This is a genomic window from Enterobacter sp. AG326 (assembly GCF_004362415.1).
GTDB classification, from domain to species: Bacteria; Pseudomonadota; Gammaproteobacteria; order Enterobacterales; family Enterobacteriaceae; genus Enterobacter; species Enterobacter asburiae.
In genome coordinates this window covers 1,002,993-1,018,028 of sequence record NZ_SNXG01000001.1, presented here as the reverse complement: position 1 = coordinate 1,018,028, position 15,036 = coordinate 1,002,993, and the positions used below count along the sequence as shown (strand labels likewise).

Sequence of the window (15,036 nt, the reverse complement as noted above, 5' to 3'; positions counted from 1 at the left end):
GAAATGAGGTGATTTATGTTTCTTAGCGTCATTACTGTCGCTTTTCGTAATTACGAAGGGGTGGTAAAAACCTGGCGCTCGCTGCGCAACCTGGCGCGCGATCCAAGCCTCACCTTTGAGTGGATTGTGGTCGACGGCGGCTCGAACGATGGCACGGCGGAGTTTCTGGAAAAACTCAACGGTGAGTTCAACTTACGCTACATCAGCGAGAAAGATAAAGGCATCTATGATGCGATGAATAAAGGCATCAGCATGGCGCAAGGCCGTTATGCCATCTTCCTGAACTCGGGCGACATTTTCCATGATGACGTGGCGCTGTTTGCCCGTCAGCTGGCTCGCCAGAAAGAGGACGCCATGTATATTGGCGATGCGCTGCTCGATTTTGGCGACGGACATAAAGTGTGCCGCAGCGCGAAGCCAGGCTGGTATATCTACCACAGCTTGCCGGCCAGCCATCAGGCCATTTTCTTCCCGGTAAAGGGTCTGAAAAAACAGCCTTACGATTTGCAGTATAAAGTGTCTTCCGATTATGCGCTGGCAGCCAGCCTGTATAAATCAGGTTACCCGTTCCGTCGAATTAAAGGCATGGTGTCTGAATTCTCAATGGGCGGCGTGTCAACGTCTAATAATCTGGAATTGTGCCAGGATGCCAAAAACGTACAGCGTAAAATATTACGCGTACCGGGGTTCTGGGCGGAATTATCTTATTTATTACGCCTGCGTACCACAGGCAAAACGAAAACCTTATATAACAAAGCCTGAATATAAGGAAACGCAATGCAGGATTTAAAAGGTTTCTCCGTGCCGAAAGGTTTTCGGGGCGGGAACGGTATTAAGGTACAGCTGTGGTGGGCCGTTCAGGCAACATTATTTGCCTGGTCGCCGCAAATACTGTACCGCTGGCGAGCTTTTTTATTGCGCCTGTTTGGCGCAAAAATCGGAAAAAACGTAGTCATCCGACCTTCTGTGAAAATTACCTATCCGTGGAAATTAACGCTGGGAGATTACGCATGGGTTGGGGATGACGCGGTGTTATATACCCTTGGCGAAATAACGATTGGCGCAAATTCGGTGGTTTCACAGAAGTGTTATTTGTGCACCGGCAGCCACGATTTTATGAGTCAGCATTTTGATATTACCGCTTCGCCTATTGCGATAGGTGAAAAATGCTGGCTGGCAACGGATGTTTTTGTTGCACCGGGTGTTTCTGTTGGCGATGGCACGGTAGTCGGTGCCCGCAGCAGCGTTTTTAAATCGCTACCGGCAAATAAAATTTGCCGTGGCAACCCCGCAGTGGTGATACGCGAACGCGTTGAAACTGATTAAATTCATAAGTAGAGGAATATAAACATGTCTAAAGTCGCTCTCATCACCGGCGTTACCGGGCAGGATGGTTCTTACCTGGCAGAGTTCCTGCTGGAAAAAGGGTATGAAGTACACGGTATTAAACGTCGTGCGTCTTCTTTCAACACCGAACGTGTGGATCATATTTATCAGGATCCTCACGCGGCGAACCCGAAATTCCACCTGCACTACGGCGACCTGACCGATACCTCCAACCTGACCCGTATCCTGCAGGAAGTACAGCCGGATGAAGTCTACAACCTGGGCGCGATGAGCCACGTAGCGGTCTCCTTCGAATCCCCGGAATACACCGCTGATGTTGATGCCATGGGTACGCTGCGTCTGCTGGAAGCGATCCGCTTCCTTGGCCTTGAGAAGAAAACTCGCTTCTACCAGGCATCCACCTCCGAGCTGTACGGCCTGGTGCAGGAAATCCCACAGAAAGAGACGACGCCGTTCTACCCGCGCTCTCCGTATGCGGTAGCAAAACTGTACGCCTACTGGATCACCGTGAACTACCGTGAATCCTACGGCATGTACGCCTGTAACGGCATCCTGTTCAACCACGAATCTCCGCGTCGCGGCGAAACCTTCGTGACCCGCAAAATCACCCGCGCCATCGCCAACATCGCGCAGGGTCTGGAGTCTTGCCTGCACCTCGGCAACATGGATTCCCTGCGTGACTGGGGCCATGCCAAAGACTACGTGAAAATGCAGTGGATGATGCTGCAGCAGGAACAGCCAGAAGACTTCGTGATTGCGACCGGCGTGCAGTACTCCGTTCGTCAGTTCGTTGAAATGGCCGCGGCACAGCTGGGCATCAAACTGCGCTTCGAAGGCACCGGCGTGGAAGAGAAAGGTATCGTGGTTTCCGTGACCGGCCACGACGCTCCGGGCGTGAAGCCAGGCGACGTGATTGTGCAGGTTGACCCGCGCTACTTCCGTCCTGCTGAAGTGGAAACCCTGCTGGGCGACCCAACCAAAGCGCACGAGAAGCTGGGCTGGAAACCAGAAATCACTCTGCAGGAGATGGTTTCCGAGATGGTAGCCAAAGATCTTGAAGCAGCGAAAAAACACTCCCTGCTCAAGTCTCATGGCTACGAGGTTGCCATCGCGCTGGAGTCCTGAGAATGACAAAACAACGTATTTTTGTCGCCGGTCATCGCGGAATGGTGGGTTCCGCGATTGTTCGCCAGCTGGAGCAGCGCGGTGACGTCGAGGTGGTTGTCCGCACGCGCGACGAGCTGAACCTGCTCGACAGCCGTGCGGTACAGGACTTCTTTGCTAACGAACGCATTGACCAGGTGTATCTGGCCGCGGCGAAGGTGGGCGGCATTGTTGCCAACAACACCTACCCGGCGGATTTCATCTACGAAAACATGATGATCGAGAGCAACATCATTCACGCGGCGCATCTGCACAACGTGAATAAGCTGCTGTTCCTCGGATCGTCCTGTATTTACCCGAAAATGGCGAAGCAGCCGATCGCCGAGAGCGAACTGCTGCAGGGCACGCTGGAAGCGACCAACGAGCCGTACGCGATTGCCAAGATTGCCGGGATCAAGCTGTGCGAGTCCTACAACCGTCAGTACAACCGCGACTATCGCTCGGTGATGCCGACCAACCTGTACGGACCGCACGACAACTTCCACCCGAGCAACTCGCACGTGATCCCGGCGCTGCTGCGCCGCTTCCACGAGGCGACCGCCGAGAACGCGCCGGACGTGGTGGTGTGGGGCAGCGGTACGCCGATGCGTGAATTCCTGCACGTGGACGACATGGCTGCCGCCAGCATTCACGTGATGGAGCTGGATCGCGAGGTGTGGCAGGAGAACACCGAGCCGATGCTGTCGCACATCAACGTTGGTACCGGCGTGGACTGCACCATTCGCGAGCTGGCGCAAACCATCGCGCAGGTAGTGGGCTACAAAGGCCGCGTGGTGTTTGACGCGACGAAACCGGACGGCACGCCGCGCAAGCTGCTGGACGTGACCCGTCTGCATCAGCTGGGCTGGTATCACGAGGTGTCACTGGAGCAGGGTCTGGCCAGTACCTACCAGTGGTTCCTGGAAAACCAGCACCGCTTCCGGGGGTAACGATGTTTTTAAGTCAGGAAGATTTTGCCACGGTAGTGCGTTCCACTCCGCTCATCTCAATTGATTTGATCGTGGAGAACGAACGCGGCGAGTTCTTGCTGGGGAAACGAACCAACCGTCCTGCACAGGGCTTCTGGTTCGTGCCCGGCGGGCGCGTGCAGAAGGATGAGACGCTGAGCGATGCGTTTGAGCGACTCACTCTGGCGGAACTGGGCCTGCAGCTGCCGATGGCAGCGGGCCAGTTTTACGGGGTCTGGCAGCACTTCTATGACGATAACTTTTCAGGCACCGGGTTCACCACGCACTACATCGTGCTGGGGTTCCGCCTGAAGGTGAGTGAGGCAGACCTGCGTCTGCCTGATTCTCAGCATGACGACTACCGCTGGCAAACGCCAGAGGCGCTGCTTGCCAGCGACAATGTGCATGACAACAGTCGTGCCTATTTCCTGGCTGAACGTCAGGCCGAGGTGCCGGGCATATGAAGATCCTCGTATACGGAATCAACTACTCGCCGGAATTAACCGGCATCGGGAAATACACCGGCGAGATGGTCGAGTGGATGGCGAGCCAGGGACATGACGTGCGGGTCATTACCGCGCCGCCGTACTACCCGGAGTGGAAAGTCGGGGAGCGCTACTCAAGCTGGCGCTACCGTCGCGAAGAGGGTGCAGCGACCGTCTGGCGCTGCCCGCTGTATGTCCCTAAGCAGCCCTCAACGCTGAAACGGTTACTTCATCTGGGCAGCTTTGCCCTGAGCAGTTTTTTCCCGCTGATGGCGCAGCGTCGCTGGAAGCCGGATCGCATTATCGGCGTGGTGCCGACGTTGTTTTGCACGCCGGGCATGCGCCTGCTGGGCAAACTCTCCGGCGCGCGCACCCTGCTGCATATTCAGGATTATGAAGTTGACGCCATGCTGGGCCTGGGGCTGGCAGGCAAAAGCAAGGGCGGCAAGGTGGCGAAGCTCGCCAGCGCGTTTGAGCGCAGCGGGCTGCACAACGTGGATTACGTCTCGACTATCTCGCGCTCGATGATGAACAAGGCGCAGGAGAAGGGCGTCCCGGCGGAGAAAGTCATTTTCTTCCCGAACTGGTCCGAAGTGGCGCGTTTTCGCGATGTAACTGAGCAAGATGCTCAGGCCCTGCGCGCGCAGCTCGGTTTGCCTGAAGATCAAAAAATCATTCTTTACTCAGGCAACATCGGCGAAAAGCAGGGGCTGGAAAGCGTGATTGAAGCGGCCCAGCTGCTGAGTGAACATCCGTGGACGTTTGTGATTGTCGGGCAGGGCGGTGGAAAAGCGCGGCTGGAAAAAATGGCCGGGGAACGCGGCTTGACCAACGTGAAATTTTTCCCGCTTCAGTCTTACGAGGCATTGCCTGCGCTGCTGAAGATGGGTGACTGCCATCTGGTGGTCCAAAAACGCGGCGCCGCGGACGCGGTGCTGCCGTCCAAGCTGACCAACATTCTGGCAGTGGGCGGTAACGCGGTGATCACGGCGGAAGCCGAAACAGAATTAGGCCAGCTGTGTGACAGCTATCCGGGGATTGCCGTGTGCGTGGAGCCGGAATCGGTCCCGGCGCTGGTAACCGGAATTGAACAGGCACTTGCCATGCCAAAAGTGAACACGGTGGCACGTGAATATGCCGAACGCACGCTCGAAAAAGAGAACGTGCTGAGCCAATTTATTGCAGATATACGGGGATAAATCATGAGTCAAACCACTTTGTATCCGGTTGTGATGGCTGGTGGCTCTGGTAGCCGGTTGTGGCCGCTGTCCCGCGTGCTCTATCCAAAACAGTTCCTCTGCCTGAAAGGGGATCTCACCATGCTGCAGACGACGGTAAACCGTCTGCACGGCGTGGAGTGTGAAAGCCCGGTGGTGATCTGTAACGAACAGCACCGCTTTATTGTTGCCGAACAGCTGCGCCAGCTGAATAAGCTCACCGAAAACATAATCCTGGAGCCTGCCGGACGCAATACCGCGCCTGCGATAGCCCTGGCGGCGCTGGCGGCAAAACGCAGCAGCCCGGACTGTGATCCGCTGATGCTGGTCCTGGCGGCAGACCACGTTATCCAGCAGGAAGACGCCTTCCGCGACGCGGTGCGTGCGGCGATCCCTTACGCCGAGAGCGGCAAGCTGGTGACCTTCGGCATCGTGCCGGATCTGCCGGAAACCGGCTATGGCTATATTCGTCGCGGCAGCGTGACGCCGGGTGAAGGCGACAGCGTGGCGTTTGACGTGGCGCAGTTTGTTGAAAAACCGAATCTGGAAACCGCGCAGGCGTATGTCGCCAGCGGTGAGTATTACTGGAACAGCGGGATGTTCCTGTTCCGTGCCGGACGCTATCTGGAAGAGCTGCGCAAATACCGCCCGGATATTCTGAACGCCTGCGAGAAAGCGATGGCGGTGGTGGACCCGGATCTCGACTTCATCCGCGTGGATGAAGAGGCGTTCCTCGCCTGCCCGGAAGAGTCCATTGACTATGCGGTGATGGAACGTACGGCGGACGCCGTCGTGGTACCGATGGATGCGGGCTGGAGCGATGTCGGCTCCTGGTCCTCCCTGTGGGAGATCAGCGCCCATACCCCGGAGGGTAACGTCCACCACGGCGATGTTATTAGCCACAAAACGGAAAACAGCTACGTCTACGCCGAATCCGGCCTGGTGACCACGGTCGGGGTGAAGGATCTGGTGGTTGTCCAGACCAAGGACGCCGTGCTGATTGCCGACCGTAACGCCGTGCAGGACGTTAAAAAAGTGGTGGAGCAGATCAAGGCCGATGGGCGTCACGAGCACCATATTCACCGCGAAGTCTACCGTCCGTGGGGGAAATATGACTCCATTGACTCCGGTGACCGCTACCAGGTGAAACGCATCACCGTGAAGCCGGGCGAGGGGCTGTCGGTGCAGATGCACCATCACCGCGCCGAGCACTGGGTGGTGGTTGCGGGTACCGCTAAAGTCACTATCGACGGTGAAATCAAACTGCTGGGTGAAAACGAGTCCATTTATATTCCGCTGGGGGCGACGCACTGTCTGGAGAACCCGGGGAAAATTCCTCTCGACTTAATTGAGGTGCGCTCCGGCTCGTATCTGGAAGAGGACGATATCGTGCGCTTCCAGGACCGCTACGGGCGGGTGTAGCACTCTGCATTATGCCCGGTGGCGCTGCGCTTACCGGGCCTGCGAATGACAAAAAAATCAATTTGGCCATTAAGTGGTCAGGGCCGACTGTTGCCTGAAAAAGGGGTCATCATGGAAAAATTAACCTGTTTTAAAGCCTACGATATTCGCGGCAAGCTGGGCGAAGAGCTGAATGAAGACATCGCGTGGCGCATTGGCCGCGCGTACGGCGAATATTTAAAACCGCAGACCATCGTGCTGGGCGGCGACGTGCGTCTGACCAGTGAATCCCTCAAGCTGGCCCTGGCGAAAGGGCTGCAGGACGCGGGCGTGGACGTGCTGGATATCGGCCTTTCCGGGACCGAGGAGATTTACTTTGCCACCTTCCACCTGGGCGTGGACGGCGGTATCGAAGTGACGGCCAGCCACAACCCGATGGACTACAACGGGATGAAGCTGGTGCGCAAGGGCGCGCGCCCGATCAGCGGCGACACCGGCCTGCGCGACGTGCAGCGCCTGGCGGAAGCCAACGATTTCCCGCCGGTGAACGAGGCGAAGCGCGGCAGCTACAAAAAAATCAACCTGCAGAAAGAGTACATCGACCACCTGCTGGGCTACATCAACGTGGCGAACCTCAAGCCGCTGAAGCTGGTGATTAACTCCGGTAACGGCGCGGCCGGCCCGGTGGTGGACGCGCTGGAAGCCCGCTTTAAGGCACTGAACGTGCCGGTGACCTTCGTCAAGGTACACAACACCCCGGACGGCAACTTCCCGAACGGTATTCCTAACCCGCTGCTGCCGGAGTGCCGCGACGACACCCGCAACGCGGTGATTGAGCACGGCGCGGACATGGGGATCGCCTTTGACGGCGATTTCGACCGCTGCTTCCTGTTCGACGAGAAAGGGCAGTTCATCGAGGGCTACTACATTGTCGGCCTGCTGGCGGAAGCGTTCCTCGAGAAAAACCCGGGCGCGAAAATCATTCATGACCCGCGCCTTTCCTGGAACACCGTCGACGTGGTTTCCGCGGCGGGCGGCACGCCGGTGATGTCCAAAACCGGCCACGCCTTCATCAAAGAGCGCATGCGCGAAGAAGACGCCATCTACGGCGGCGAGATGAGCGCCCACCACTACTTCCGTGATTTTGCCTACTGCGACAGCGGGATGATCCCGTGGCTGCTGGTCACTGAGCTGCTGTGCCTGAAGGGACAGACGCTGGGCGAGCTGGTGCGCGACCGCATGGCGGCGTTCCCGGCGAGCGGGGAGATCAACAGCAAGCTGGCGCAGCCGGCCGAGGCCATTGCCCGCGTGGAGCAGCACTTTGCGATCCACGCGCTGGAAATTGACCGTACGGACGGCATCAGCATGGCGTTCCCGCAGTGGCGCTTCAACCTGCGCTCGTCCAACACCGAGCCGGTGGTGCGCCTGAACGTGGAGTCCCGTGCTGACACGGCGCTGATGGAAGCCCGAACGAAGGACATTCTGGCGCTGTTGAATCAGTAATACGAAAACCTTACCCCTCACCCTAACCCTCTCCCCTTTAGGGAGAGGGCCGGGGTGAGGGATGGGGTGTTGGTTGAATAAAGGAACAACGATGACGAATCTAAAAAAACGCGAACGAGCGAGAACGAATGCATCGTTAATCTCTATGGTGCAGCGTTTTTCTGATATCACCATCATGGTCGGTGGATTATGGGCGGTGTGTCGGATCGGCGGGCTGCCGTTCTTATATATGCATCTGCTGATGGCACTCATTGCGCTGGTCGTGTTTCAGATGATCGGCGGGATGACCGATTTTTACCGCTCCTGGCGCGGCGTGAAAATGACCACCGAGCTGATGCTGCTGCTGCAGAACTGGACCCTAAGCCTGATCTTTAGCGCAGGCCTGGTGGCATTCAGCCATGATTTTGATAATCGCCTCGTCACCTATCTCTGCTGGTATCTGCTGACCAGCGTCGGCATGGTGGTGTGCCGTTCCCTTATCCGCTTCGGCGCGGGCTGGCTGCGTAACCGCGGTTATAACCGTCGCTTCGTTGCGGTAGCGGGCGATCTGCCGGTTGGTAAGGTCCTGCTCGACAGCTTCCGCAAAGAGCCGTGGTTAGGGTTTGAAGTGGTCGGGATTTATCACGACGCGAAGCCGGGCGGCGTGCCGTCGGACTGGGCGGGCAATTACGAACAGCTTATTGAAGACGCGAAAGCCGGTAAAATTCACAACGTCTACATCGCCATGCAGATGAGAGACGAATCCCGCATTAAGCAACTGATGCGCGAGCTGGCGGACACCACCTGTTCGGTGATCCTGATCCCGGACGTCTTTACCTTTAACATCCTCCATTCACGCATTGAAGAAGTGAACGGCGTGCCGGTGGTACCGCTGTACGACACCCCGCTGTCCGGGATTAACCGCGTGCTGAAGCGCGCGGAAGATATTGTGCTCTCTTCGCTGATCCTGTTGCTGATTTCGCCTGTTCTGTGCTGCATTGCCCTGGCGGTGAAGCTGAGCTCTCCCGGCCCGGTGATCTTCCGCCAGACCCGCTACGGTATGGACGGTAAGCCGATTATGGTGTGGAAATTCCGCTCCATGAAGGTGATGGAAAACGACAAGGTGGTGACCCAGGCAACGCAGAACGATCCGCGCGTCACCCGCGTGGGGAACTTCCTGCGCCGCACCTCGCTGGATGAACTCCCGCAGTTTATCAACGTCTTCACCGGCGGCATGTCGATTGTTGGCCCGCGTCCGCACGCGGTGGCGCACAACGAGCAGTACCGCTCGCTGATTGAAGGCTACATGCTGCGCCATAAGGTGAAGCCGGGCATCACCGGCTGGGCGCAGATCAACGGCTGGCGCGGCGAAACCGACACGCTGGAAAAAATGGAAAAACGTATCGAATTCGATCTGGAGTACATCCGCGAATGGAGTATCTGGTTTGATATCAAGATTGTTTTTCTGACCATCTTCAAAGGTTTCGTGAACAAAGCGGCGTACTAAGATGAGCTTACGTGAAAAAACCATCAGCGGGGCGAAGTGGTCAGCGATGGCGACCATCGTCATCATTGGCCTCGGTCTGGTGCAGATGACCGTGCTGGCGCGCATTATTGATAATCACCAGTTCGGCCTGCTGACCGTCTCGCTGGTGATTATCGCGCTGGCCGATACGCTGTCTGACTTTGGTATTGCCAACTCGATTATCCAGCGCAAAGAGATTAGCCATCTTGAGTTGACCACCCTCTACTGGCTGAACGTGGGGCTGGGGATTTTCGTGTTCGTGCTGGTGTTCCTGCTGAGCGACACTATCGCCAGCGTGCTGCATAACCCGGATCTGGCTCCGCTGATGCGCACGCTGTCGTTTGCTTTCGTGGTGATCCCGCACGGGCAGCAGTTCCGCGCGCTGATGCAGAAAGAGCTGGAGTTCAACAAGATCGGCATGATCGAGACCAGCGCCGTGCTGGCGGGTTTTACCTTCACCGTGGTGAGCGCCCATTTCTGGCCGCTGGCGATGACCGCCATCCTCGGATACCTGGTTAACTCTGCCGTGCGCACGCTGCTGTTCGGCTACTTTGGCCGCAAGATCTACCGTCCCGGGCTGCATTTCTCTCTCGCATCCGTCTCGTCCAACCTGCGCTTTGGCGCGTGGCTGACGGCGGACAGCATCATCAACTATGTGAATACTAACCTGTCGACGCTGGTGCTGGCGCGTATTCTTGGCGCGAGCGTGGCGGGGGGATACAACCTGGCCTACAACGTCGCGGTGGTGCCGCCGATGAAGCTGAACCCGATAATCACCCGCGTCCTGTTCCCGGCATTCGCCAAGATTCAGGACGACACCGAGAAGCTGCGCGTTAACTTCTACAAGCTGCTTTCCGTGGTGGGGATTATCAACTTCCCGGTGCTGCTGGGGCTGATGGTGGTTTCCAGTAACTTCGTGCCGCTGGTGTTTGGCGAGAAGTGGAACGGCATCATCCCGATCCTTCAGCTGCTGTGCGTGGTGGGGCTCCTGCGCTCCGTGGGGAATCCGATTGGTTCCCTGCTGATGGCAAAAGCGCGCGTGGATATCAGCTTTAAGTTCAACGTGTTCAAAACCTTCCTGTTTATTCCGGCGATTATCGTCGGCGGGCATATGGCAGGCGCCATCGGCGTCACGCTGGGCTTCCTGCTGGTGCAGATAATCAATACCGTTCTGAGCTACTTCATCATGATCAAGCCGGTGCTGGGCTCCAGCTACCGTCAGTACATCCTGAGCCTGTGGCTGCCGTTCTATCTCTCGTTGCCGACCCTGGCGGTGAGCTACGGCCTGGGCATCATCCTCGGCGGCCACCTGCCGCTGGCCGCGCTGCTGGCGGTACAGGTTGCCGCGGGCGCGCTGGCATTTGGCGTGATGATTGTGCTGTCGCGCAATGCGCTGGTGGTAGAGATGAAGCGCCAGTTTTGCCGTAACGAAAAAATGAAAACGCTGCTTCGCGCAGGCTAGTTATTTAAGAGGCCATTATGAAATTATTAATTCTTGGCAACCATACCTGCGGCAACCGTGGCGACAGCGCCATCCTGCGCGGTTTACTGGATGCAATTAACACCCTTAAGCCTGAGACCGAAGTGGACGTGATGAGCCGTTATCCGGTCAGCTCATCCTGGTTGCTGAACCGCCCGGTGATGGGCGACCCGCTCTACAGCCAGATGAAACAGCATAACAACGCCGCGGGCGTGATGGGCCGCGTGAAGAAAGTGCTGCGTCGTCGCTACCAGCACCAGGTGCTGCTTTCCCGTGTGACCGATACCGGCAAGCTGCGCAACATCGCTATCGCGCAGGGCTTTACCGATTTTGTTCGTCTGCTGTCCGGCTATGACGCCATTATCCAGGTTGGCGGTTCTTTCTTTGTCGATCTCTACGGCGTGCCGCAGTTTGAGCATGCGCTCTGCACCTTTATGGCGAAAAAGCCGCTGTTTATGATTGGCCACAGCGTCGGGCCATTCCAGGATCCGCAGTTTAACCAGCTCGCAAACTACGTCTTCGGCCACTGCGACGCGCTGATCCTGCGCGAGTCGGTCAGCCTCGACATGATGAAGCGCAGCGAAATTGACACCTCAAAAGTTGAGCACGGCGTGGACACTGCGTGGCTGGTGGATCACCAGGACGACAGCTTCCAGCCGAGCTACGCGGTGCAGCACTGGCTCGACGTGGCGGCGAAACAGAAAACCGTCGCAATAACCCTGCGCGAGCTGGCGCCTTTTGATAAACGTTTAGGCACGACCCAGGCGGCGTACGAGAAAGCCTTCGCCGACGTGGTGAACCGCGTGCTGGACAGCGGGTACCAGGTGCTGGCGCTCTCCACCTGCACGGGTATCGACAGCTACAACAAAGACGACCGCATGGTGGCGCTGAACCTGCGCAATCTGGTGAACGATCCGTCCCGCTATCACGTGGTGATGGACGAACTGAACGATCTGGAGATGGGCAAGCTGCTCTCCGCCTGCGACCTGACCGTGGGCACGCGTCTGCACTCCGCCATTATCTCCATGAACTTTGGCACGCCGGCCATTGCCATCAACTATGAGCACAAATCAGCAGGCATCATGCAGCAGCTCGGTATGCCGGAAATGGCCGTGGATATCCGTCATCTGCTGGATGGTTCGCTGGGTGCGATGGTGGGGGACACCCTGGGTCAACTGCCTGCCATCAATGAACGCCTGGCCGCGGCGGTGAAAGCCGAGCGCGAGAAGGGCATTGGGATGGTTAAATCGGTACTTGACCGCGTGCGGGAGGGGAAATGAAGGTTGGTTTCTTCTTACTGAAATTTCCGCTGTCGTCTGAAACGTTTGTCCTGAACCAAATCACCGCGTTTATCGATATGGGATATGACGTGGAGATTATCGCCCTGCAAAAGGGCGATACCCAAAATACCCATGCGGCGTATACCCAGTATGGGCTGGAGGCGAAGACCCGCTGGCTGCAGGATGAGCCGTCCGGGAAGCTGAGTAAGCTGCGCCACCGGGCCAGCCAGACCTTGCGCGGGATCCACCGCGCCTCGACGTGGCGGGCGCTGAATGTTTCCCGCTATGGGTCCGAATCCCGCAATCTGATCCTGTCGGCCATCTGCGGGCAAACGGCGCAGCCGTATCGTGCCGACGTGTTTATCGCCCACTTTGGCCCGGCGGGCGTCACCGCCGCGAAGCTGCGCGAGCTGGGCGTGATTGACGGTAAAATTGCGACTATCTTCCACGGTATCGACATCTCCAGCCGCGAAGTGCTGAACCACTACACCCCGGAGTATCAGCAGCTGTTCAGACGCGGCGACATGATGCTGCCCATCAGCGACCTGTGGGCCGGACGCCTGAAAAACATGGGCTGCCCGGGAGAAAAAATTGCCGTTTCGCGAATGGGCGTGGACTTAACGCGCTTCACTCGCCGTCCTGTCAAGGTGCCGGGAAAACCGCTGCAGATCATCTCCGTTGCTCGTCTGACCGAGAAGAAAGGCCTCCATGTGGCCATTGAAGCCTGCCGCCAGCTGAAAGCGCGCGGGGTGGATTTCCACTATCGCATTCTCGGCATTGGGCCGTGGGAGCGTCGTCTGCGCACGCTTATCGAACAGTATCAGCTGGAAGATGTCGTAGAGATGCCGGGCTTCAAGCCGAGCCACGAGGTCAAGGCCATGCTCGACGAGGCGGATGTGTTTCTGCTGCCCTCGGTGACGGGCGCCGATGGCGATATGGAAGGCATTCCGGTGGCGCTGATGGAGGCGATGGCCGTAGGTATTCCTGTGGTATCAACACTGCACAGCGGGATCCCGGAGCTGATTAAGTCTGATCATTCCGGCTGGCTGGTGCCGGAGAATAACGCGATGGCCCTTGCGGATCGATTAGCGGCCTTCAGCGACATCGACCAGCAGGCGCTGGAGCCCGTGCTCCATAACGCCCGACAAAAAGTGGAAACCGATTTTAACCAACAGGTGATTAACCGTCAGTTAGCGAGCCTGCTGCAAACGTTATAACGCCGAGGATGTATGCTGAAAAAGATTACCCGACGCACCTTTGTCTCTTCTCTCTCCGTTCTGGCGGCCACGCCGCTGCTGTCGTCACGCATCGCGCGGGCGGCAAGCGGGAGAACGGTTTCTGTTAATCAGTACAATAACAACGACTGGATCGCCGCCTTTAAGCAGGCGTTCAATGACGGTGACACCGTCGTGGTCCCCGCCGGGCTCACCTGCGAAAACATCAATACGGGCATTTTCATTCCCGACGGTAAAACGCTGCTGATCCGCGGGGCGTTAACCGGCAACGGGCGCGGCCGCTTTGTTCTGCAGGAAGGCAGCAAAGTAATAGGCGAAGGTGCTGGCCGCACGGAGAACATCACGCTCGACGTTCGCGGCTCTGACTGCGTCATCAAAGGGCTGGCCATGAGCGGTTTTGGCCCGGTGACGCAGATCTACATCGGCGGCAAGAAACCCAGCGTGATGCGCAATTTGCTGATTGATAACATCAGCGTAAGCCAGGCCAACTACGCCATCCTGCGCCAGGGTTTCCACAACCAGGTGGACGGTGCCCGCATTACCAACAGCAAATTTAGCCATCTGCAGGGGGATGCGATCGAGTGGAACGTCGCTATCAACGATAGCAATATCCTGATCTCCGATCATGTCATCGACAACATCAACTGCACCAACGGCAAGATCAACTGGGGCATCGGCATTGGCCTCGCCGGCAGCACCTACGATAACGACTATCCGGAGAAGCAAACCGTCAAGAACTTCGTGGTGGCAAACATTACCGGCAGCAACTGTCGCCAGCTGGTGCACGTTGAAAACGGTAAACATTTTGTTATTCGCAATATTAAGGCCAAAAATATAACTCCCGACTTCAGTAAAAAGGCAGGAATAGACAATGCCACGGTGGCCATTTATGGCTGTGATAATTTCATTATTGATAATGTCGATATGGTGAATAGTGCCGGAATGTTAATCGGCTATGGGGTGATAAAAGGCGATTATTTGTCCATCCCGCAGAACTTCAAGCTCAACAATATTCATCTCGATAATCGTCAGCTTGCGTATAAATTGCGCGGAATACAGATTTCATCCGGTAACGCCACCTCGTTTGTGGCGATAACCAACGTGGAAATGCAGCGTGCTACGCTTGAACTGCACAACAAGCCGCAGCATCTTTTTTTACGCAACATCAATGTGATGCAGGAAGCCGCTGTGGGTCCCGCCCTCAAGATCAACTTCGACCTGCGCAAGGATGTGCGGGGTAAATTTATGGCGAAAGATGAGACCTTGCTGTCGCTGGCGAACATTAAAGCGGTGAATGAGAAGGGGCAAAGCTCGGTGGATATTGACCGTGTCGACCAGCAGGTGGTGAATGTGGAAAAGCTTAACTTTGCGCTTCCGCACAGATAATCGACAAATAGCTGTTTTGAGACTATTCCTGGGAAAGAAGCGTGATCTATTCAGATTACAACTACAGAAATTTGTAGGGCTAAGGCG

13 protein-coding genes are annotated in these 15,036 nt (G+C 57.0%); all 13 read left to right on the top strand.

Annotation, left to right across the window (positions count from 1 at the left end; genetic code table 11):
- The first annotated feature begins 15 nt into the window (after positions 1-15).
- Positions 16-762, top strand: coding sequence for a colanic acid biosynthesis glycosyltransferase WcaE (wcaE, locus tag DFO52_RS04845; protein WP_133549545.1), 747 nt, complete (start codon positions 16-18; stop codon positions 760-762).
- A 15-nt stretch (positions 763-777) separates the two neighbouring features.
- Entirely contained in the window at positions 778-1,326 is a 549-nt protein-coding gene (wcaF, locus tag DFO52_RS04840) for a colanic acid biosynthesis acetyltransferase WcaF (RefSeq protein WP_029742032.1), read from the top strand.
- Positions 1,327-1,350: 24 nt separating this feature from the next.
- Positions 1,351-2,472: a GDP-mannose 4,6-dehydratase gene (gmd, locus tag DFO52_RS04835; RefSeq protein ID WP_014884502.1), complete on the top strand. Its 1,122-nt coding sequence runs from the start codon at positions 1,351-1,353 to the stop codon at positions 2,470-2,472.
- 2 nt (positions 2,473-2,474) lie between these two features.
- Positions 2,475-3,440, top strand: coding sequence for a GDP-L-fucose synthase (locus tag DFO52_RS04830; RefSeq protein WP_013097874.1), 966 nt, complete (start codon positions 2,475-2,477; stop codon positions 3,438-3,440).
- A gap of 2 nt (positions 3,441-3,442) precedes the next feature.
- Positions 3,443-3,922 (top strand): GDP-mannose mannosyl hydrolase, encoded by a 480-nt coding sequence (locus DFO52_RS04825; protein ID WP_029742031.1) that lies wholly within the window; start codon positions 3,443-3,445, stop codon positions 3,920-3,922.
- Complete coding sequence (wcaI, locus tag DFO52_RS04820; RefSeq protein WP_133549543.1) at positions 3,919-5,142, top strand: colanic acid biosynthesis fucosyltransferase WcaI; 1,224 nt, start codon at positions 3,919-3,921, stop codon at positions 5,140-5,142. The genes DFO52_RS04825 and wcaI overlap by 4 nt, the downstream gene beginning before the upstream one ends.
- A 3-nt stretch (positions 5,143-5,145) precedes the next feature.
- Entirely contained in the window at positions 5,146-6,582 is a 1,437-nt protein-coding gene (gene cpsB, locus DFO52_RS04815; RefSeq protein ID WP_029742029.1) for a mannose-1-phosphate guanyltransferase, read from the top strand.
- Between the two features lie 111 nt (positions 6,583-6,693).
- Complete coding sequence (gene cpsG, locus DFO52_RS04810; protein ID WP_029742028.1) at positions 6,694-8,064, top strand: colanic acid biosynthesis phosphomannomutase CpsG; 1,371 nt, start codon at positions 6,694-6,696, stop codon at positions 8,062-8,064.
- Between the two features lie 91 nt (positions 8,065-8,155).
- Positions 8,156-9,550 (top strand): undecaprenyl-phosphate glucose phosphotransferase, encoded by a 1,395-nt coding sequence (wcaJ, locus tag DFO52_RS04805; RefSeq protein WP_029742027.1) that lies wholly within the window; start codon positions 8,156-8,158, stop codon positions 9,548-9,550.
- A gap of 1 nt (position 9,551) precedes the next feature.
- Positions 9,552-11,030, top strand: coding sequence for a colanic acid undecaprenyl disphosphate flippase WzxC (gene wzxC / locus DFO52_RS04800; RefSeq protein WP_063923199.1), 1,479 nt, complete (start codon positions 9,552-9,554; stop codon positions 11,028-11,030).
- Positions 11,031-11,047: 17 nt separating this feature from the next.
- Positions 11,048-12,328 (top strand): colanic acid biosynthesis pyruvyl transferase WcaK, encoded by a 1,281-nt coding sequence (wcaK, locus tag DFO52_RS04795; protein ID WP_133549541.1) that lies wholly within the window; start codon positions 11,048-11,050, stop codon positions 12,326-12,328.
- The gene (gene wcaL, locus DFO52_RS04790) at positions 12,325-13,545 is read left to right on the top strand and encodes a colanic acid biosynthesis glycosyltransferase WcaL (protein ID WP_133549539.1); all 1,221 of its coding nucleotides are present in this window, start codon (positions 12,325-12,327) and stop codon (positions 13,543-13,545) included. The genes wcaK and wcaL overlap by 4 nt, the downstream gene beginning before the upstream one ends.
- 12 nt (positions 13,546-13,557) lie before the next feature.
- A complete protein-coding gene (wcaM, locus tag DFO52_RS04785; protein ID WP_133549537.1) occupies positions 13,558-14,949 on the top strand; it encodes a colanic acid biosynthesis protein WcaM in 1,392 nt (463 codons plus the stop codon).
- The last annotated feature ends 87 nt before the right edge of the window (positions 14,950-15,036 follow it).